Source organism: Streptomyces sp. NPDC048192 (assembly GCF_043202415.1).
In the GTDB taxonomy this organism is placed as follows: Bacteria; Actinomycetota; Actinomycetes; order Streptomycetales; family Streptomycetaceae; genus Streptomyces.
This window is the reverse complement of the sequence record NZ_JBIDAL010000021.1, coordinates 95,275-114,497: the sequence shown is the minus strand read 5'-3', so window position 1 is coordinate 114,497 and position 19,223 is coordinate 95,275. Positions and strand designations below refer to the sequence as shown.

At 69.8% G+C, this 19,223-nt stretch carries 16 protein-coding genes and 1 pseudogene; 10 read left to right on the top strand and 7 right to left on the bottom strand.

Features of this window, described 5'->3' with window-relative positions; translation table 11 throughout:
* Positions 1-345 precede the first annotated feature (345 nt).
* Complete coding sequence (locus ACGFZN_RS34870) at positions 346-912, bottom strand: trimeric intracellular cation channel family protein (RefSeq protein ID WP_393862471.1); 567 nt, start codon at positions 910-912, stop codon at positions 346-348.
* Positions 913-1,021: 109 nt separating this feature from the next.
* Here ACGFZN_RS34870 and ACGFZN_RS34865 point away from each other — a divergent pair, with 109 nt between their 5' ends.
* Positions 1,022-2,068, top strand: a complete 1,047-nt coding sequence (locus ACGFZN_RS34865) for a glucose 1-dehydrogenase (RefSeq protein ID WP_393862470.1) — start codon at positions 1,022-1,024, stop codon at positions 2,066-2,068.
* Positions 2,069-2,077: 9 nt separating this feature from the next.
* Here ACGFZN_RS34865 and ACGFZN_RS34860 read toward each other — a convergent pair whose 3' ends face one another.
* Together ACGFZN_RS34860 and ACGFZN_RS34855 are read right to left on the bottom strand one after the other, a co-directional pair.
* The gene (locus ACGFZN_RS34860) at positions 2,078-3,166 is read right to left on the bottom strand and encodes an aromatic acid exporter family protein (RefSeq protein WP_393862469.1); all 1,089 of its coding nucleotides are present in this window, start codon (positions 3,164-3,166) and stop codon (positions 2,078-2,080) included.
* Between the two features lie 98 nt (positions 3,167-3,264).
* Positions 3,265-3,600 (bottom strand): annotated as a pseudogene (locus tag ACGFZN_RS34855) (MFS transporter); the annotation flags it as partial.
* On the opposite strand from ACGFZN_RS34855, the gene ACGFZN_RS34850 reads away from it, so the two are divergent.
* The 3 genes from ACGFZN_RS34850 (at position 3,590) to ACGFZN_RS34840 (ending at position 6,241) form a co-directional block, all read left to right on the top strand.
* The gene (locus ACGFZN_RS34850; RefSeq protein ID WP_393862468.1) at positions 3,590-4,657 is read left to right on the top strand and encodes an amino acid permease; all 1,068 of its coding nucleotides are present in this window, start codon (positions 3,590-3,592) and stop codon (positions 4,655-4,657) included. The pseudogene ACGFZN_RS34855 and the gene ACGFZN_RS34850 overlap by 11 nt on opposite strands.
* Positions 4,658-4,888: 231 nt before the next feature.
* Entirely contained in the window at positions 4,889-5,563 is a 675-nt protein-coding gene (locus tag ACGFZN_RS34845; RefSeq protein WP_393862467.1) for an HAD family hydrolase, read from the top strand.
* 105 nt (positions 5,564-5,668) lie between these two features.
* Positions 5,669-6,241, top strand: coding sequence for an NADPH-dependent FMN reductase (locus ACGFZN_RS34840; RefSeq protein ID WP_393862466.1), 573 nt, complete (start codon positions 5,669-5,671; stop codon positions 6,239-6,241).
* Between the two features lie 657 nt (positions 6,242-6,898).
* On the opposite strand, the gene ACGFZN_RS34835 is transcribed toward ACGFZN_RS34840, so the two are convergent.
* From ACGFZN_RS34835 to ACGFZN_RS34825, 3 genes are all read right to left on the bottom strand, one after another.
* On the bottom strand, positions 6,899-8,176 hold the full coding sequence (locus ACGFZN_RS34835; RefSeq protein WP_393862465.1) for a hypothetical protein: 1,278 nt from the start codon (positions 8,174-8,176) through the stop codon (positions 6,899-6,901).
* Between the two features lie 92 nt (positions 8,177-8,268).
* Positions 8,269-8,574, bottom strand: coding sequence for a hypothetical protein (locus ACGFZN_RS34830; protein WP_393862464.1), 306 nt, complete (start codon positions 8,572-8,574; stop codon positions 8,269-8,271).
* A complete protein-coding gene (locus ACGFZN_RS34825) occupies positions 8,571-8,747 on the bottom strand; it encodes a hypothetical protein (RefSeq protein WP_393862463.1) in 177 nt (58 codons plus the stop codon). Before ACGFZN_RS34825 ends, ACGFZN_RS34830 begins: the two co-directional genes overlap by 4 nt.
* A gap of 206 nt (positions 8,748-8,953) precedes the next feature.
* On the opposite strand from ACGFZN_RS34825, the gene ACGFZN_RS34820 reads away from it, so the two are divergent.
* From ACGFZN_RS34820 to ACGFZN_RS34810, 3 genes are all read left to right on the top strand, one after another.
* A complete protein-coding gene (locus tag ACGFZN_RS34820) occupies positions 8,954-10,024 on the top strand; it encodes a sodium-dependent transporter (RefSeq protein ID WP_393862462.1) in 1,071 nt (356 codons plus the stop codon).
* A 594-nt stretch (positions 10,025-10,618) separates the two neighbouring features.
* Entirely contained in the window at positions 10,619-11,281 is a 663-nt protein-coding gene (locus ACGFZN_RS34815; RefSeq protein ID WP_393862461.1) for a response regulator transcription factor, read from the top strand.
* Positions 11,278-12,663, top strand: coding sequence for a sensor histidine kinase (locus tag ACGFZN_RS34810; RefSeq protein WP_393862460.1), 1,386 nt, complete (start codon positions 11,278-11,280; stop codon positions 12,661-12,663). Before ACGFZN_RS34815 ends, ACGFZN_RS34810 begins: the two co-directional genes overlap by 4 nt.
* A gap of 177 nt (positions 12,664-12,840) precedes the next feature.
* On the opposite strand, the gene ACGFZN_RS34805 is transcribed toward ACGFZN_RS34810, so the two are convergent.
* Positions 12,841-14,307: a PHB depolymerase family esterase gene (locus ACGFZN_RS34805; RefSeq protein ID WP_393862459.1), complete on the bottom strand. Its 1,467-nt coding sequence runs from the start codon at positions 14,305-14,307 to the stop codon at positions 12,841-12,843.
* A 436-nt stretch (positions 14,308-14,743) separates the two neighbouring features.
* Here ACGFZN_RS34805 and ACGFZN_RS34800 point away from each other — a divergent pair, with 436 nt between their 5' ends.
* The 3 genes from ACGFZN_RS34800 (at position 14,744) to ACGFZN_RS34790 (ending at position 19,208) form a co-directional block, all read left to right on the top strand.
* Positions 14,744-15,571 carry a 3-hydroxybutyrate dehydrogenase gene (locus ACGFZN_RS34800; protein ID WP_393862458.1) on the top strand — a complete coding sequence of 276 codons (828 nt, stop codon included), beginning with the start codon at positions 14,744-14,746 and terminating at the stop codon, positions 15,569-15,571.
* 133 nt (positions 15,572-15,704) lie between these two features.
* On the top strand, positions 15,705-17,102 hold the full coding sequence (locus ACGFZN_RS34795) for an MFS transporter (RefSeq protein WP_393862457.1): 1,398 nt from the start codon (positions 15,705-15,707) through the stop codon (positions 17,100-17,102).
* Positions 17,103-17,255: 153 nt separating this feature from the next.
* Positions 17,256-19,208 carry a helix-turn-helix domain-containing protein gene (locus tag ACGFZN_RS34790; protein WP_393862456.1) on the top strand — a complete coding sequence of 651 codons (1,953 nt, stop codon included), beginning with the start codon at positions 17,256-17,258 and terminating at the stop codon, positions 19,206-19,208.
* The last annotated feature ends 15 nt before the right edge of the window (positions 19,209-19,223 follow it).

Below are 19,223 nucleotides of genomic sequence, written 5' to 3'. Positions count from 1 at the left end.
GCTGATCGACCGCAACGCCACCCGCGCCGACGGCGTGGCCGCGGACCCACGCTGCGCAGCCTCCTTGTCACTGCTGGGAACCATGCCGGAGTCTTCGCCGACATCACTCCCAGGGGTGTTCGTGGTCGCGCGGCAGGCGGTGCTCATGGTGTCACCGACCCACCCGATCCGCTGGCCGGCCTCACCCGGCATCTGGCCGGACGAAACCGCATACCCTGCACCGGCACCCTCATCGGCAGTCTGCGATCTCGCGTACCACTCGCAGACCTCGTCCGGGTCCGCCCCCCTCGCGCGTCATGGCTGTGTACTCCCTCTGCGCTCGGGTGATCGCAGCGCCTGTTCCCGTCAGGGATCGCGGCCTCCGGACGACCCCGGCCGCCAGTCGCGGCTGCCCGGCAGCTTCCAGCCCCAGGTGAACGCGGCCATCCGCGGCGCGATGCCGACCGTGATACCGGCCAGGACGCCTACGGTGGGTGTGCCGAGCCGACTGCAGAGGACCATCACCGAGCTCACCACGATCGCGACGGTCGCGTACAACGGTGTGCCTCCGAAGATGGACGGGGTCCGCGCGAGCAACAGGTCCCGGATGACCCCGCCACCGACCGCTGTGATGGTGCCCAACAGCACGGCCGGCAGCCGGCCCAGGCCGGCAGCGAGCGTCTTCTGCGCCCGGCTACCGCCCAGACGCTCAGCGCCGAGGCGTCCAGGAGAGTGAAAGCCCAACCGGTGGTGTGGCCCCTCAGGTCGGCTACGAAAGCCAGCAGTGGCGACCGTGAAATAGGTGTCGTCGGTCAGAGCCACGGGCGTGCCGGGCTGCAGCAGGGTGTCGCGGAACATTCCGCCGCCCGGGCCGGAGGCGATGCCGGCGACGAGGAAGCCGAACAGGTCCAGACGACGGGGCCGGGGCAGCACCCGTCGAACGTGCCGTCCGAAGACAAAAGGGTGGTCGGTATGACGTCGATTCCGCGTGGCCGGAGTGCCTTCGGGGACTCGGCACAGGCAACAGAGGGAGGACATCGGTATGAAAGCGATCACTGTCGTTCCCGGTGCGCCGGACCGGGTCGTAGTCGGCGACGTCGACGAGCCCGACCCGGACTACGGGTCGTTGCTGGTCGAGGGCCGACTACTCGGTATCTGCGGCACGGACGTCGACATCGTGGACGGGGGCTATGGCACGCCGCCGCCGGGCCACGACCGCCTGGTGCTGGGCCACGAGTCCCTCGGCGAGGTCCTGGAAGCCCCCGAGGGCAGCGGATTCTCCCCCGGCGACCTGGTGGCCGGCATCGTACGGCGCCCCGATCCGGTTCCCTGCCAACCCTGCTCGCATGGTGAGTGGGACTTCTGCCGCAACGGCCAGTACACCGAGCGGGGCATCAAGGGCCGTCACGGGTACGGCTCCGAGCGGTGGCGCATCGAACCCGAGTACGCGGTCCAGCTCGACCCTCGGCTCGGCGACTGCGGGGTGCTGCTGGAGCCGGTGTCGGTGGTGGCCAAGGCATGGGAGCAGACCGAGCGGATCTTCGCCCGGGCTTCCTGGCGGCCCGAGGTGGCGCTGGTGACCGGAGCCGGACCGATCGGTCTGCTCGCTGCCCTGCTCGCGGTGCAACGGGGCCTGGAGACGCATGTCCTCGACCTCAACGACCGGGGTCCCAAGGGCCGGCTGGTCGCCGATCTGGGCGCCACCTTCCATACGGGTGACGTCCACGAGGTCGGCGTGGTGCCCGACGTGGTCATCGAATGCACGGGCGCAGGCCCCCTCGTCTTCGCGTTGACGAAGCTGGTGGCGCCCGATGCAGTCATCTGCCTGACCGGCATCTCCTCGGGTTCGAGGAAAGCGGAGGTAGGGCTGGACGAGCTGAACAAGGAGATGGTGCTGGAGAACTCGGTGGTGTTCGGTTCGGTCAACGCGGGCCGCCGCAACTACCAGCAGGCCGCGGACGCCCTCGCCAAGGCGGAGCTGGGCTGGTTGGAGCGGGTCATCACTCGCCGGGTGCCCATGAGCCGCTTCTCCGAGGGGCTGCGCAAGTCCGCCGACGACGTCAAGGTGGTCGTGGATCTGCGTGCCTGATCCGCTCCCTTACGGGTGCGAGCCGTGCCGTCTGTTCCGCAAGCGTGCCCACAGGGTCGGCGGAGGAGCGGGGACGGCCAGTTCCCCCAGGTCAGCCTGCGCGGCCCGGGCGAGGTCTGTTGCTCGTGCCGGGTCGACACCGGCGAAGGCCATGAGGTCCGTGGCGGCCATGCGTACCGCCACCTGAAGGGCGGCGAGGCGCCCGTCCCCACCCGTTCCGGGTGCGGCACACCGGTGCACGACGTTCAGCGCGTGCCGGGCAGCGCGCCGACGGGTTTCGTGATCTCCCGGAGCGCGAGCGAGCTCTTCGAGCACGACGGCCAGCTCGCGCACGTCCGGGGCGCAGTCCGCGAGTTCGCCGCTGTCAGCCATCCGGTGGGCCGTGGCCAGACGGGCAAGCATGAGGCAGCTGCTTCCCAGCAGATCGAGTCGCTCAGCGTTGTGTCGCTCTAGCGAAATCGGAGTGACCCGCCCCCACCAGAGGGGCGAGTGCCGAATGGTGCGGCGGCTGCTCTCGCGGGCCCGAGCGAGATCCACCAGCAGGTCGCGGGCGCTCCGTAGGTGCTGAGCCACCTCACCGTCGAGCGAGTCGTCATCGCGTTCCAGGGCCTGCGCGGTGAGGCGCAGGACGCTGCTGATGCTCTCCAGGACTGCGGATTCGGCTCGGCGCAGCAGCACGACCGGTTCCGCCGGGAAGACGAGCTGGCTGAACACCAGGGCAACACCGGATCCGATCGTCGCGTCGACCAGTCGTTGCGCGCCGGCCGCGCCTCCCACTGCCACGGCGAGGATGGCGCCCACGGCCGCCTGCGCGATCACGATGCGTTCGCCCCCCAGCGCGAGCGCGACCATCATGGCCAGGAAAGCTGCTGCTGCCAGGGCTCCGTACCCGTGGTGCAGCACCGTCATCGCCAGATCCGCGGCGAGGATGCCGACAATGACTCCAAGCACCAGCCGCACCGCGTTCGTGCCCCGCTCCCCACGCGTGGCGTTCAGAGCGACGACGGCGGCGACCGGGGCAAAGAACGGCTGCCGGTGGTGAACGACGTGCCGGGCGATCAACCATGCCGTGCTCGCGGCGGCCGTCTGCTGCGCCACCGGCCATGCACCCGCAGTCACCCGTGCCCACGCCCTGGACCCGGCGCCCGCTGCACCGCGCCGCCACCGCTCCATGGCACCGAGACGTGGACGCGGCGTCAACCGGCCTCCGCTCCGGCCCGTGGGCGCGTGCGGAAGCGTGCCTGCAACGCGATGTCGACCTGCTCGAAGTCCCGGTCCCGCGTCTCGGGGACGTACCGGCCGACGAACCACAGCCCGAAGGCGCACACAGCCGCGAAGACCCAGAAAGTCTGCCCCTGGCCGATCGCGTTCGCCACCGGCAGGAAGACCAGACTGACCACGAAGTTCGAGATCCAGTTGACCGCGGTGGAGGCACTGGAGCCCGCGGCACGAGCAGGCGGGGGGAAGATCTCCCCGATCAGCACCCAGAAGACGGGACCCAGACCCACGGCGAACGCGGCGATGTACACCACCGTGCTCGGTGTGCTGCTCGGCGTCCTCCTGATCGGCCTCTCGGTGCTGATCCGCCGCGATCATGTGACACCGCACAGCGGGGTGATGATCCTGGCCCAGTTGACGGCCGCCGCGTTCGGCACCGGCTGGCCCTACTACGCCACCAGCCTCGTCATCACCCTCGTGCGGGGGCTGGCCGCGAACACCAGTTTCGGCGGGCTGCCCGTGCTGATGAGCCTGCTGGCCCAGGACAACCGGTTGCCCCACCTCTTCGCCCTGCGCGCCGAACGGCCCGTCCACCGCTACGGGGTCGTCTTCCTGGCTTTGCTGTCCCTGCTTCTGCTGATCGCCGTCAACGCCGACACACAGCGGCTGATCCCGCTCTTTGCCATCGGTGTATTCGTGGGCTTCACCATCAGCCAGCTGGGACTCGTGCGGCACTGGATGACCCGACGCCCCGAGGGGTGGGTGCCCCGAGTGCTGGTCAACGCCACGGGGGCTGTTCTCAGCGGCGTCGCGGGTGCCGTCCTGCTCGCCACGAAATTCCTCGCGGGCGCGTGGTTCGTCGTGGTGATGCTGCCGCTGCTCATGCTGCTGTTCGCCCGGATCCAGCGTTACTACACCGAAGTCGGCACGGAGCTCGCCCTGGGCAGGACTCCACGGCCCCCGACGAGGGTTCCCAGCCTGGTCATCGTCCCGTTGGGACGGGTCGACGCGGTCGCGGAACGCGCTGTTGCCGCCGCGCTCTCGCTCGGTGACGCGGTCGTCGTCGTTGCCGTCTTCTCCGATCGCACGGGGGCCGAGGCCATGCGCGCCGCCTGGGACCAGTGGAGCCCCACCGGTGTACGGCTCGACATCGTCGACAGCCCCCACCACTCCCTGGTTCACCCCGTCGTCTCGTACGTCGAGCGGGCCTGCCGCGGCGGCAGACAGGTCGCCGTGCTCGTCCCGCAGGTCGAACCCCGCCACCGTCGCTACCGCATTCTGCAGAACCAGCGGGGCATTCTGCTCGCCACGGTGCTCAGCTCCCGGACCGACGCGGTGGTCTGCCTCCTGCCGTATCGCCTCGGCCTGTGACCGGTCGACAGCGCCACACCTCCCCGCGACGGACAGACGAATCCCGTGCATCACCCGCTCCAACCGGAGTCGAGTCGCTGCCACGGTGAACAGCGTGCACCCTGGTACCGGCGGCACGAAACCGAGTGCAGAACAATCGCCATCGTGCCAGAGACGGGTCAGCCCGCACCCATGACGCTGCCCGGGCTGCAGCGGCTTGCAAAAACCGTCCGTGATCGCAGGAGAACAGATATGGCAGCACCGATCGCCGTGCTGTTCGACATCGACGAAACCCTTGTCCACACGGGAGGAGCGGGAGCGCGCAGCTGGGCGTGGGCGTTCGACCGGCTCCACGGAGTTGCCGCCGACATCGGCAAGCACACGTCAGCCGGGGAGACCGATCCCGAAGTCGGCTGGCAAACCTTCCGTGCCGTACTCGGCCGCGATCCGACCCATGACGAGATGGCCCGGCTGTACGCCGCATACCTGTGGCACCTGGCGGACGACATCCGGACGTCGGAGCACTACCGAGTCCTGGACGGCGTCGAAGAGACGCTGACGCGGATCGCGGACGCCGGGGTGATCCTGGGCGTCCTGTCCGGAGCCATGGAAGGTGCCGCACGGACCAAGCTGGAGCCCGCGAATCTGGGCCGCTACTTCGTCTTCGGCGCCTACGGCTCGGACTCCCCGGACCGGGCGGAAGTGACCCGGTTGGCCATCGCCAAGGCAGCCCGGCTGCACGGAAGCGACTTGGCGGTCCAAGACGTGTACGTCGTCGGCGACACCCCGCTCGACGTGCAGGCCGCACACGCCGCGAACGCCACAGCTGTCGCAGTGGCCAGCGGTCACTACAGCGCTCAGGCCCTGCAGGTGGTGAAGCCGGACCACGTGCTGGGCTCCCTGCGCGAACCGTTCCCCGGCCTGTGACAGAACTCCGAGGAGGAGTGTCAGAGGTAAGTCAGGCCTCTCGTGGTTCGAGCACTGGATACGAAGAGAACGAGGAAAGTGGATGAGCAAAGAAACGAGGCACCGATGACTAAGTACTCCGTCGGCTACTTCGTGGGAAGCCTGGCAACTCATTCCATCAACCGGACGCTCTCGAAGGCTCTGATCCGGCTGGCCCCGCCTGATCTGGAGTTCTTCGAGATCCCGATCAAGGATCTCCCTCTCTACAGCTACGACTACGACAGCGACTACCCTGCCGAAGGCAAGGCACTCAAGGACGCCATCGCGTCCGCCGATGCCATCCTCTTCGTGACTCCGGAATACAATCGATCTATTCCAGGTGCTCTGAAGAACGCGATCGACTGGGCCAGTCGCCCCTGGGGGAGCAACTCATTCACGCATAAACCCTCCGCTGTGATCGGAGCATCACCCGGCGCCCTCGGCACCGCCCTCGCCCAGCAGAGTCTGCGCGGCGTCCTAAGCTACTGCGACTCACCTCAAATGAATGCGCCGGAGGCGTATGTCAGATTCAACTCCGATGTCTTCACCAGCGAGGGCGAAGTCATCGACAAGAACACGGAACGCTTCCTCCGGGACTTCATGGAGGAATTCCGGGACCACGTTGTCCGGGTTCTCACGGTGCTCCCGCGAAAATCCTGACCAGCGCACTTCGGGTTCGCCGCCCTCGATGAGCAATGCAAGGAGGGGTTCATGTGGGCCGGCCACGAGTAAACGAAGAGCGGTTCTACCTCTATCCCATGAAACGTGTGGCTGCCGTTCTGGATGACGGGGAGCGGTGTTCGGCCGCCTGTCACGACCTGGAGCAAGCCGGCATCAACCTGTCTGAGGTAAACCTGCTCAAGGGGGCGGAGGGGCAGCGTCTTCTGGACAGTGAGGGAACCTCTCATGGGCGTCTCGGCCGCTTCGCACGCTGACTGCAGCACGGTGGCTGCGAGAGCGAAACGCTGGCGGCGCACTGTGCCGCTCTGAGCCGGGACAATTTGCTGGTTTTCCTACCGGCCCGAGGCACGAGCGAGACCAGGCAGGTGGTCGAGACCCTACGCTCGCATGGAGGATGCCAGATTTTTCACTTCCGCCGGTGGGCCGTGCAGTTCTTTCCCTGGAATTATCGATTGAATCCGTAAGCGCGACCCCATCGCAGGGACGATGCCGGCCTGGCCAAGCGTGCGAGCCGCGGCCCGGTCGGCGCGGTCGGCCATCCACCGCGCCGACGATCAGCGGACCTGGAGGCGCGCCTCGTCGCCGAGGGTTGCCGCGCGCCGACGGCGACCGCGGTCCCGGCGCCGATCAGGTATGTCAGCGCATATCTGTGAGGAGGGTGGTGAGTTCGGCTTCCTGCCGGGCCGGCGACATCGGCGGGTTGGAGTGGTCGATGCCGAAGGTCTTCAGGACTTGGTCCATCTGGGCGTCGATGAACGTCCATCCGGTGTTGTCCAGCGGCTGCAACGATGCCTGGTCGGCATCCCAGAGATCACGCAGGGACTGGGCGGCGGCGTGGGCCCCGGCCGCGTTGCCCGACCGTGCGTCCTTGAGCGAGGTGGATGCGAGTGCCTTCAGCGCGTCGACCTTCGCGGGCGGGAACTTCTTCACGGCCTGGCCGGGGGCGAGCTGAACGGTTGATGTGGCGTCGGTTTCCGGCGCCGGGCCGACGTGCGGCTGGCTGTGGGCCCAGACCAGCAGGCCCCCGGTGGCGACGGCGAGGAGGCCGAAGCCGGCCAGCGCGATGCGCTCCCGGTGCGGGTCGGCGGTGACCTGCGGGGTGTGCGTGGCCTCGTAGGTCTCGGTCACGTCGGAGCGCGTCACCGTCAGGTAGACGACGGTCGCCAGGATCAGGCCCAGGAAGATCAGGCTGGTGGTGAAGGTGCCCAGCGCAAGACCGGTCGGGTCGCCCGGGTTCTGAGCGACCTTCGGGGAGGCGAGCCAGTCGCCGATGTTGGCGCCGAGCGGCCGGGTCAGGATGTAGGCGAGCCAGAAGGACAGCACCGGGTTCGCGCCGAACTTCCACAACACCGTGATCGCCGCGATGAGGCCGAGCGGCAGCAGGACCGAGACTCCCGGACTCCAGCCGGTGAGCTCGAGGGTCCAGTCGCCGGTCGCGGTACCGAGCGCGAAAGTGACGAGAACGGCGAGCCAGTAGAACGACTCACGAGGCAGCGTCGTGACCGAGTGGATCGAGAGGGTGCGCTCGCGCAGCCACCACACGCCGAAGACCACGGCGAGCAGGACCGAGAACACGGCAGAGCTGATCCACAGCGGCACGTTGAGGTGGTCGGTCAGGATGTCGGTGTACAGCGTGCCCGTGACACTGACAACGACCACGGTCAGCCAGTACGGGAACGGCACGTACCGCTTCAGCCGCAGCTGGACACCCAGGACCACCACGAACACCGCGGTGAAGATCCAGGCCGTGTTGACCAGGCCGACACCCAGCTTCATGTTGATCCAGTCGGCGAAACTCTCACCGACGGTCGTGCACAGGATCTTGATCACCCAGAACCAGATGGTGACCTCGGGAACCTTGTTCAGCATCAGCCGCCCGCTGCGGCGCGTGAGTGCCTCGCTTGTCGTTGTCATGCGACGAGACTGGCTCAACCAACCTGTACACATCCTGACTACGTGGGTCGCCTGGGGCAGGGGAGGTCTCGCCTCGACGTGATTGCGGCACCTCATGCCGGGGATACTTCTGCCTTCTCCGGTTCGGTGACGTCCTTGCGGGTGACGGAGAGGTGGATGATCAGGCTGATGATCACCGCCAGGAACAGGACGCTGGTGACGACGGTGCCCAGGGCCAGTCCGCCGTCGCCGGTCGGCTGGGAGAGGCAGTCGCTGAGGAAGGCTCCGAAGGGGCGGGTGAGGAGGCAGACGATCCAGAAGCTCCACACCGTGTCCAGGCCCAGCGCGAAGTGCGCGAGGGCCACCGCTGCTACGGCAGCAGCGGACAGGACGGCGGACTGCCAGTGCCCGAGGTTCACCTTCTCGTTGACCAGGCCGCCGGCGGAAGCGCCGAGGTCGAGTGGATCGTCAGGGTGCGCTCGATGCGGTACCAGGCAGCGAAAACGATCACCAGACCACTCGCGAAGACAGTGGTGGTCCCCAGCGCCATGCCCACGGTACCGGTAAGGTCGTCGCTGATCAGGGTGCCCACCTTCGGGGCGCCTGTCCCTCCGACGTTTCATGGGTCACGCTGCCCGACCGTGTCTCCCGGCACCTGAACACATCCTGACCACCGTCGTGGATCAGCCGCCTCACGTGTCGCGTACGAGCAGCATGGGGCCATGCACACGCACGCCCACCCTCCCCTCATAACGGCCCTCCGTCCCGCCCCTGCCCCCGCGACGGAAGAAGACCGCCTTGCACACCACGACTCCCGCCCCGGCGCCCACTGACAGCGCCACCGCCTGGCTACGACGCCGACTGGGCCGAGCCGTCGTCCTTTCCTACACCGCTGCCCTGTTCCTGCCGGGCCCCGGCCTGTGGCTACGCCACATCCACGCTCTGGCGCTCGGGCCACTGATCCGGCTGCCGGTGTCCACAGCTCCGTGTCTGCTGTGGCTGGTGCTGTTCTCGGCCGGCCTCCAGGTTCCCGTCCGTGAGCTGGGACGGGTGGTGCGGCGCCCGAGCGCACTGCTCGCGGGGCTCGCGCTGCACCTGGCGATCCCGCTCCTGGTCATCCCCCTCATCGCGATCCCGCTGCATGCCTCGCCCGACTCCGACGGCGGCAGTGGTCTGCTCACCGCAATGATCATGATCGTGGCCATGCCCGTCGCGGCCGGGGCCACAGTGTGGACCGGCAAGGGCGACGGCGACCAGCCCACCATGGTCGGCCTGGTCCTCGCCTCCACCCTCCTCAGCCCACTCACCACACCGCTGGTGATCGAGCTTCTGTGCCCGCTGCTGAGCAGCGACCACGCCGGCCTGCTCGCCGCGAGCGCCCGCACCGCGGGCGGCGGTTTCACCCTCGTCGGCGTGGCGCTGCCGTGCGCGGCGGGCATCCTGCTCCGCCTCACCCTGCCCCCGTCTCCGCTGGACCGGGTGCTGGGCACCGTCCTACCCGTGGCCCTGGCCGGCTCGCTGCTCCTGACGTACGTCAACGCCAGCGGCGCCCTCGGCTCCTTCGTCTCCCAGCCGCGCCCCCTGCTGCTGGGCGCCGCGCTGGTCGTCGCGGCGCTGGTCTGCCAGCTGTCGTTCGTGCTCGGCCGGGGCGCGGCGTGGCTGCTGCGTCTGGACCCGCCCGCTGCCTCCTCGCTCACCCTCGCCTGTGGCATGAACAACAGCAGCGCCAGTGCCGTACTGATCACCGCTGCGCTCCCGGACAAGCCACACCTGCTGCTCCCGGTCCTCGCCTACGGCCTGCTGCAGAAGACAGCCGCCAACCGAGCCGTACGGGGCCGACCCCCCAGGACCGCGCGTGCCGTCGTCTAGAACATCGCGGTCCTCGGCCCGATGCCGGGACTCAGGGCTCGCAGACGCGGCCCCCACACTGTGTCTGCTCACCGGCGCCTCTCGGATCTGACTCCCGTCTTCGCCCTCGGGGCGGCAGTTCGTCTACAGTTCCATAGACCGTCTACTTCCTTGTAGTCGATCGTGCCCAGGTGTTCGTTCGCCCCCTTCAGATCCACGGGAAGGCCCCTATGACCAGTCCGCCGCCGCTGACCGTCAGCGTGCTGGACGCCTCTTCAGAGTCTGCACGTGAGGACGCCGCAGTCGTATCCGGCGCCCGATGACTGGTCCTTCCTCAGCAAGCACGCGGTCCTCCCGGCCGCGGTCGCCGTGGCCCCGATGCTCGTCTCCCGTCGCTCGTGGCGGTCGCGGTTGTCGGGACGCTGATGGCACCAGTTGCGACGCGTACAGCACGGCAGCAGTGGCAGGCCGTGGCGCAACGGCTCACCGCCGGGCGCCCGGGTGCCCCGCATCTGACCTCGTCAGTAGCGGGTGTGCCACTGGGCGACAGCCGTGCGGCCTCCCCGAGTCAGTTCATCCAAGGCACGACCCCGGCCGGAAGGCCCATGGAGGATCATGCGTCCCAAAGTCCTGATTGTTGAGGACGATCACGCGCTGCGGGATGTGCTGCGCCGGGGCCTCTGTGACGAGGACTTCGAGCCCGTTCTCGCCGCCGACGGCGCCACCGCCCTGCGGCTGGCCACCGTGGACATCTCGGCTGCCGTCCTGGACGTCGGCCTGCCCGACTCGGACGGGCGCGACGTGTGCCAGGCGATGCGTGCCAACGGCTTCCTCGCCCCGGTGATCTTCCTGACCGCCAGGCAGCAGCTCGCCGATCGCCTGTCCGGCTTCTCCGCGGGCGGTGACGACTACCTGCCCAAGCCGTTCCACCTGGCGGAACTCGCCGCCAGGCTCAGAGCCGTCATCAGACGGGCCGCCCCCACGGCGGTGGCCTCGGCCGGTGACCTCGTTCTGGACGCGGTGGACCACAGCGTGACCGTGCACGGCGCGCGCATCGCCCTGTCCCCCACCGAGTTCCGGTTGCTGGCCAAGCTGCTCACTGCGGACGGCACTCTCGTGCGCCGCCGCGACCTGGTGCGGGCCGGCTGGCCCGAGGGCGCGCAGGTGAGCGACAACACCGTGGACCAGTACCTGAGCCGGCTGCGCCGCAAGCTCCGGGCGGCGGGCAGCAGTCTCACGATCAGTACGGCACGCGGGATCGGACACCGCCTGTCATGAAACGTACGGTTCGAATGTTCCACCACCTCGCCCCGCGCACCCTGCGCGGCCGGCTCTCCCTCGCGGCGCTGACGACCGCCGCCCTGCTGATGACGATTCTGACGGTGGTGTTCAACGCCGTCATGGACCGGCACCTGCAGCACCAGGCCGACGACGAACTTCGCAATCGGGCGGCAGCGGTCGCCACGACCGTCGATACCAGCGGCCGTCGGGTACGCGTCGTGGAAACCGCCAACGACCGTCTTCTCGACACCAACGTGTGGATCTTCGCCGGAACCCACCTGCTGGAAAAGCCGCCGTCCGCCTCGGACGGCAGCGCCTTGACGCAGACCGCCGACAAGCTGGCCGGACGGTCCGAGCACGCCTGCACGACCATCCAGGCCGACGGCCACTCACCCGTCAGGTTGTGCTCCCACCGCCTCCGCGGCCGCCATGCCTCCGCCACCGTCGTCACGGCCCTCGACCTGGCACCGTACCGCAGTTCGGCCGACACCCTGCTGCTGGGATCGCTGATCCTCGACGCCGTGATGCTCGGCTGCACCTATGCGCTCACCCGTCTGTCCGTCGGCCGGGCCCTTCGCCCGGTGCGGACGATGACCGACCAGGCCACCAAGTGGAGCGCCACGGGCTCCGACGAGCGTTTCGGCACAGAGGACCATCCGGTCGAACTCGCTCGTCTGGGGGCCTCGTTGGACCAGCTCCTGGACCGCATCCGCACCGTTCTGCGCCACGAGCAACAGCTGACGGGAGAGCTGTCCCACGAACTGCGCACGCCGCTGACCCGGATCATCATGGAACTCGACTGGTGGAGGACTCGCCCCCGCACCGACGCCGAGACCCGCGCGGCCCACGAGGTGATCGCCGACGCCGCCCAGTCCATGCGCACCATCTGCGACACCCTTCTCAACGAGGCCCGCGAGAACGTGCGGAACCCGTCGACGCTCCCCGGAACCACCGATGTCGTGCCCGTCCTGCACCGACTGCTCGAAACCCTTCGCACCCCGGACGCCGTGAAGACCGAAGTGGTGACTGAAGCGCCGGTTCTGGAGGCAGGGGTAGCACCCGCTCTCCTCGAACGTATCGTCAGCCCCCTGCTCACCAACGCCGCCCGCTACGCCCGCTCCCGCGTGACCGTGTCCGCCCGACGGGTTTCCGGCGCCGCGCGGATCGAGATCGTCGACGACGGCCCCGGCGTACCGGAGGCGTTCGTGGCAGAGCTGTTCCAGCCCGGCCGACGCGCCGACGTTGGCGACGGACACGACGGCGCGGGCCTGGGCCTGCCGCTCGCGCGACGCCTGGCCCGCGCCGTCAGCGGCGAGGTTTCCTACGACCCGAGGCACACGGCGGGAGCCAAGTTCACCGTCACCCTGCCCGCCGGGTGACCGGTTCCGCACTCCCTGTACCTGGCCGCCATCGGGCCGCACCTGGGGGCGAACCGCTCGCTGCGCCGCGCCGGCGGCTGCCGTAACGTCACCTCAGCCCTCGTCACACGCAGCCGCCGTCAGCCCCGCCTGCGCCGGGCTCGTCTCTCCGGCGCGGGCCTGGTGTCACCTGGCGCTTCAGCAGCCGGAGTCGGCGATGACGAAGTAGCCCGGGGAGGTCTCCTTCAGGGTGTGGGTGATGGCGACGTTGTACAGGCCCATGTTCTGGTTGGAGCCGTTGGCATAGGTGTAGCCGCCGCTCTGGTGGGCACGTCCGGCCTGTACCTGGTTGTAGTTGTTGTCGGTGTAGCACTGGGGCGCGGCACCTGTCGTCGTCGCCGTGACCGGCGCGGACGACGCGCCGACGGTGCCGGATGGGTCGACGGCGGCGACCGCGTAGGTGTAGGAGGTTCCGGCGGACAGGCCGCTGTCGGTGTACGTGGTGCCCGTGACGGAACCGACCTTCGTACCGTTGCGGTAGACGTTGTACGAGGCGGCGCCGCTGACGGAGTTCCAGGACAGTGTGGCGCCGGTGTCGGTGGTGCCGGTCACCGTGAGGCCGGACGGGGCGGGCAGCGAACCGGTGCCGCCCTGACCGCCGCTGCCGTCCAGGCCCCAGAACTTCGCGGTGTAGTAGCTGGAGCAGATGTAGTTGAGGTAGTAGGTCCCGGTGCTGCCGCACTGGTCCGCGCCGGAACCAGGGTTGACGGCGAGGCCGTGCGCCATGCCGGAGACCGAGAACAGTGCGACGGCGGGCTTGCCGGCGGAGTCGTTGTAGGTGGTTTCGGTGGTGCCGCCGGTCAGGCTCTGGGTGCTGGAGGCCGTCTGGCCGATGCCCCAGACGTTGGTCCACTGGTCGCGCAGCTCGGTGCCGTTGACCGGGGCCACGGTGGTGTCGGAAGTGCCCTGCCAGATGGCGACCCGCGGCCACGGGCCGGAGTACCCGGGATCGGAGTTGCGGACCTTGTCGCCCCACTGCGCCGGAGTGAGGTTCTGGTTGCTGTACTGGCAACCGGAGGCGGCGCTCTGGGTGGTGGCGCACTGCGCGGGGAGGCCGGAGTCGACGGCGCCGCCGGCGAACACGTCCGGGTAGTCGGCGAGGAGGTCCGCGGTCATGCCGCCGCCGGCGGAGAGGCCGGTCACGAAGATGCGGCTGCGGTCCGAGCCGTACTGCGCCACGGCCGTGTCGACCATCTGCTTGATGGAGGCCGCCTCGCCCTTGCCCCGGGTGTCCTTGGTCGAGTCGAACCAGCTGAAGCAGGACAGGCTGTTGTTGGACGAGCTGGTCTGCGGGTAGACGACGGCGAAGCCCCACTGGTCGGCGAACTTCTGCCAGCCGGAGTGGGTGTGGTAGTCGCTCGCCGACTGGGTGCAGCCGTGCAGCGCCACGACGAGCGGTGCGCCGGCGGGGAGGTTGGACGGCGCGTATTCGTACATCGCCAGGTTGCCCGGGTTCGAGCCGAAGCTCGTGACCTGCTGGAGAGTGCCTGCGGCTTCGGCGGTCGGGGCGAGGGGGGTGACGACGGTCAGTCCCGCGGCGAACGCGCCCAGTGCGGCTGCCAGTGCGGTGCGCCGGAAGAATCTGCGCCAGGTGACATGAAGCATGCGTGCGGCTCCGATGTGTGTGGGGAGACAGCAGGGGCGGGACACGGCACGGCGCCCGGCGGTCCTGACTCGTCGGTCTGACCCGTGCCGGCCCCTTTGGCCGGGCAGGACGCGCAGCCGCGCCCGGCTCGTTGGCGTTCCGACTTGCTGGAAGCGGACGGTACGACCGTCCTGCTCGTCCAGCACATGTGGGAGGCAGCCAGGAATGTGACGGCCGACGTGGCCCGCGCAACCATGGTGTCGGCGGTGACGCCGTGACACGGGCGGGCTACGCGGTGGCCCGCGCGCACCCGCGCATCGGGGGCTTAAGGTGCGCAGGGCCGCCGGGAGCGGGTGTCGGCCACCCGAACATAGCGATGGAACCCATCTGGCGTGCCACAAATGTATATGCGGACCACATGTCTCGCCCCATGGTTCCTACCTACCGTGTTCGGCCATGGACAGCGCCAAGAGTTCCCCCGAGGGCTCGCCCCAGCATCCCGGGACCGGTCACGCCACCGCGTCCGACCTGGCCCGGACCCGCTTCCTCACCGGGCGCAGAGCCCTGGTCACCGGTGCGGCCAGCGGGATAGGCCGGGCCTGCGCCGAGGCCCTCGCCGCGGCCGGTGCCGAGGTCTACGTGGTCGACCGGGCCGCGGAGGCCGCCAAGGAGGTGGCCGAGACGACCGGCGGCATCGCCGTCGTGGCCGACCTCTCCGGGGCCGACGCCGTGGACGCGTTGCCGGACGACGCCGACATCGTGGTCAACAACGCCGGCCTGCAGCACGTCGCGCCCGTGCACGAGTTTCCCCCGGAACGCTTCACGCTGATCCAGAAGGTGATGGTCGAGGCACCGTTCCGGATCCTGCGCCGCACCCTGCCGCACATGTACGCGCAAGGGTGGGGCAGGGTCGTCAACATCTCCTCGGTGCACGGCCTGAGGGCCAGCGCCTACAAATCGGCGTACGTCACGGCGAAGCACGCCCTGGAGGGGTTGAGCAAGGTGGTCGCCCTGGAGGGCGCCGCACACGGTGTGACCAGCAACTGCATCAATCCCGGCTACGTCCGCACTCCGCTGGTGGAGGAGCAGATCGCCAACCAGGCGCTCGCCCACGGCATCCCGGCGGCGGATGTGATGGACCAGGTGTTCCTGGAACGCACCGCGATCAAGCGCCTGATCGAGCCGGCCGAGGTCGCCGAGGCGGCCCTGTGGCTGTGCAGCGATCGCAGCAGTTACATCACCGGCAGCTCGATCCCCCTGGACGGCGGCTGGACGGCCCACTGACGGGCCGTCACCCACCGGCCGGCGTCCTGCCGGCGCTCCGCACCAACGAACTCCCCCGGCCTCCCCGTTCGTCCCCCAGCGTCGGCCGGTCCGGCGGCTTCCGCTCAACTCTCACTCCGAAACGGTGACAACCATGCCCAGCGCTCACAACGCCGTGAACGACACAGGCACCTCGGCAAGACCGGCCGCCCTGCGCAAGATCGTCGCGGCCAGCCTCATCGGCACCACCATCGAGTGGTACGACTACTTCCTCTACGGATCGGCCGCCGCCCTGGTCTTCGGCCACGTGTTCTTCCCCGAGTCGGACCCGCTGACCGGCACCCTGCTGTCCTTCCTCACCTATGCCATCGGCTTCGCCGCCCGCCCGATCGGCGCCGTGGTCTTCGGTCACTTCGGCGACCGCCTCGGCCGCAAGAAGCTCCTGGTGATCAGCCTGTTGATGATGGGCCTGTCCACCGCCCTGATCGGCTGCGTGCCCGGCTACGACACGATCGGCGTCGCCGCCCCGCTGCTGCTGACCACCCTGCGCCTGATCCAGGGCTTCGCCCTGGGCGGCGAGTGGGGCGGCGCCGTACTGCTGGTGTCCGAACACGGGGATGCCAACAGGCGCGGCTTCTGGGCGTCCTGGCCGCAGGGAGGCGCACCGGCCGGCAACCTGGTCGCCGTCGGAGTCCTCTCCCTGATGACCACCGTGCTCAGCGACGACGCGTTCAACTCCTGGGGCTGGCGGGTGCCCTTCCTGCTCTCGGCCGTCCTGGTCATGATCGGTCTGTGGATCCGGCTGTCCGTCGACGAGTCCCCGCTGTTCAAGGAAGCGCTCGCCAAGGCCGAGCAGCGCAAGGCGGAGCAGCGGGCCGAGCAGCTGCCGTTCGTCGCGGTCCTGCGCCACCACTGGCGGGACATCCTGGTCGCGATGGGCGCGCGGATGGCCGAGAACATCTCGTACTACGTGATCACCGCCTTCGTCCTCACCTACTGCGTCGACCACCTCAAGATCGACAAGCAGACGTCACTGAACGCGGTTCTCATCGGCTCGGCCGTGCAGTTCTGCCTGATCCCGCTGTTCGGCGCGCTCTCCGACCGGGTCGGCCGCAAGCCGGTGTACCTGGTGGGGGCGGTCGGTGTCGGCCTGTGGTCCTGGGCGTTCTTCGCGCTGCTGGACACCAGGTCGTTCCCCGCGCTCGTGCTGGCCGTCACCGTCGGGCTGATCTTCCACAGCGCCATGTACGCGCCGCAGGCGGCGTTCTTCTCCGAGCTGTTCGCCACCCGGATGCGCTACACCGGCGCCTCCATAGGCGCCCAGCTCTCCTCGGTGGCGGCCGGCGCACCGGCCCCGCTGATCGCCACCGCGCTCCTCGGCTCCTACGGCGACTCCACCCCCATCTCGGTGTACGTCGGCCTGGCCGCCCTGATCACCGTGATCGCCGTCGTCGCCGCCCGCGAGACACGCGGCCGGGACCTGGCCACGATCGACCCGGACGGCTCCGCGGTACGGCCGGTCCCGGACCAGCAGACGACCGCGTCCGCCTGACGGCCCGGCACCGCCGGCCGGCCGAAGGCCGCGGTGCCGCGCCGCTGACCGGCTGAGGAGGCCTGGGTCCCACCCCGCCCCGGGGGAAGCCCCAGACCTCCTCGGCCGCGCACCCATTCCACCGCCCACCGACGTCGCAACGGTTGCCCGCCCATGCCGCACAAGCCCACCTCAGTCACCCCCCATCTGCGCCGGCTGCTCGAGCTCCTCGCCGCAGGCGCCCCCGCCGAGGACCTCGGCGCAGTCGCCGTCGAGGCCCGCCGCAGCGGTGCCGCCGCCGAGGATCTCGCGGAGGTCGAGCAGGCCACCGAGGCGGCGCTGCGGGTACAGAGCACACTCCGGCAGCACCGGCGCAGGGAGACGGAGCTGACCGCGCTCTTCGACACCGCGGGCGACCTGGCGGCCCTGCGCGACCTCGACGCCGTGCTCCGCTCCATCGTCCGGCGGGCCAGGATGCTCCTGGGCACCGACACGGCCTACCTCACGCTGCCCGACGAGGAAGCCGGGGACACGTACATGCGCGTCACCGACGGCTCGGTGTCGGAGCTGTTCCAGAACCTGCGCCTGCAGCTGGGCGAGGGCCTGGGCGGCCTGGTCGCGCAGACCGCCCGCCCCTACGCCTCCCCGGACTACCGCACCGACGACCGCTTCCTGCACACCGGCAGCATCGACGCCGGTGTCCTCGACGAGGGCCTGGTCGCGATCCTCGGCGTGCCGCTGCTGCTGGGGTCGGGAAGCGGCGGCCAGGTCATCGGGGCGCTCTTCGCCGCGGACCGCACGCCGCGCACCTTCGCCCCGGACGAGGTCGCCCTCCTATGCTCGCTGGCCGACCACGCCGCCATCGCCATCGACACCGCCAAGGCCATGGCCGACGCACGGGCGGCGCTGGCCGAGCTGGCCGAGGCCAACGCCGTCATCCGGGAGAACTCCGCCGCCATGCAGCGCGCCGAGTCGGCCCACGACAGGCTCACCGACCTGGTGCTGCGCGGCGGCGACGTCTCGGACGTGGCCACCGCCGTGGCCGCTCTGCTGAACGGGGACGTCGCGGTCCACGACAGCTCCGGCCGGCCGCTCACCGCGGTCGGCGAGCACGGCGGCGCGGTCGCCGGCACCAGGGAGGACACGGGCCGCGCCGAAGAGGCGGCGGCACTGGTCGAAGCGGCGAAGAGCTCACGCGCCGCCGCACACGCGGTGTTCCGCGACGGCCGCTGGGTCTGCGCGGTGCTGGCCGGGCAGGAACTGCTGGGCTGTCTGGTCCTGTACGGGCGGCCCCATCTGGACGGCCCCGACCTGCGCCTGTTCGAGCGGAGCAGCGTCGTCACCTCCCTGCTGCTCCTGCTGAGGCGTTCGGTCGCGGAGACCGAGAACCGGGTCCGCGGCGACCTGATCACCGATCTGCTCACCGCACCCGGCCGCGACCCGGCCGGCCTGGTGGCCCGCGGCCGCCGCCTCGGCATCGACCTCGACCGGCCCCACATCCTGCTCGTCGCCCGGACCGGCGAGGCGGCCCGGCAGCGGCTCGCCGACGCCGCCGTGCAGTACCTGTTCGGATGCGGCGGCGTCAGCGCGGAACACGACGGCGCCGTCGTGCTGCTGCTCCCGTGCGACGGCACCGCGCCCGGCGAGGCGGCCGGCGTCGCCGCGGGACAGCTCGGCCAACTGACCGGCGCGCCGGTCACGGTGGCCGGCGCCGGGCCCGCGGCCGGGCCGCAGGCCCTCGCCGACGCGCACGCCGAGGGCCTGCGCTGTCTGCGGGCCCTGCAGGTCCTCGGCCGGGACGGACACGGGGCGAGCGTCGCCGAACTCGGCTTCCTGGGCGTGCTGTTGGGCGATCACCATGACGTGGACGGCTTCGTCACCGCCGCCCTGGGACCGCTGCTCGAGTACGACGCCCAGCGCGGCACCCAACTCGTCCGCACCCTGAGCGCCTACTTCGGCTGCGGCGGGAGCCTCACCCGGGCGAAGGAGGAACTGCACGTCCATGTGAACACCGTGGTGCAGCGTCTGGACCGCATCCAGGCGCTGCTCGGCCCCGACTGGAACACCCCCGAACAGGCCCTGGAACTCCAACTCGCCCTGCGCCTGCATCTGCTGTCGGGCACCTGACGCCCGGCCGGACGC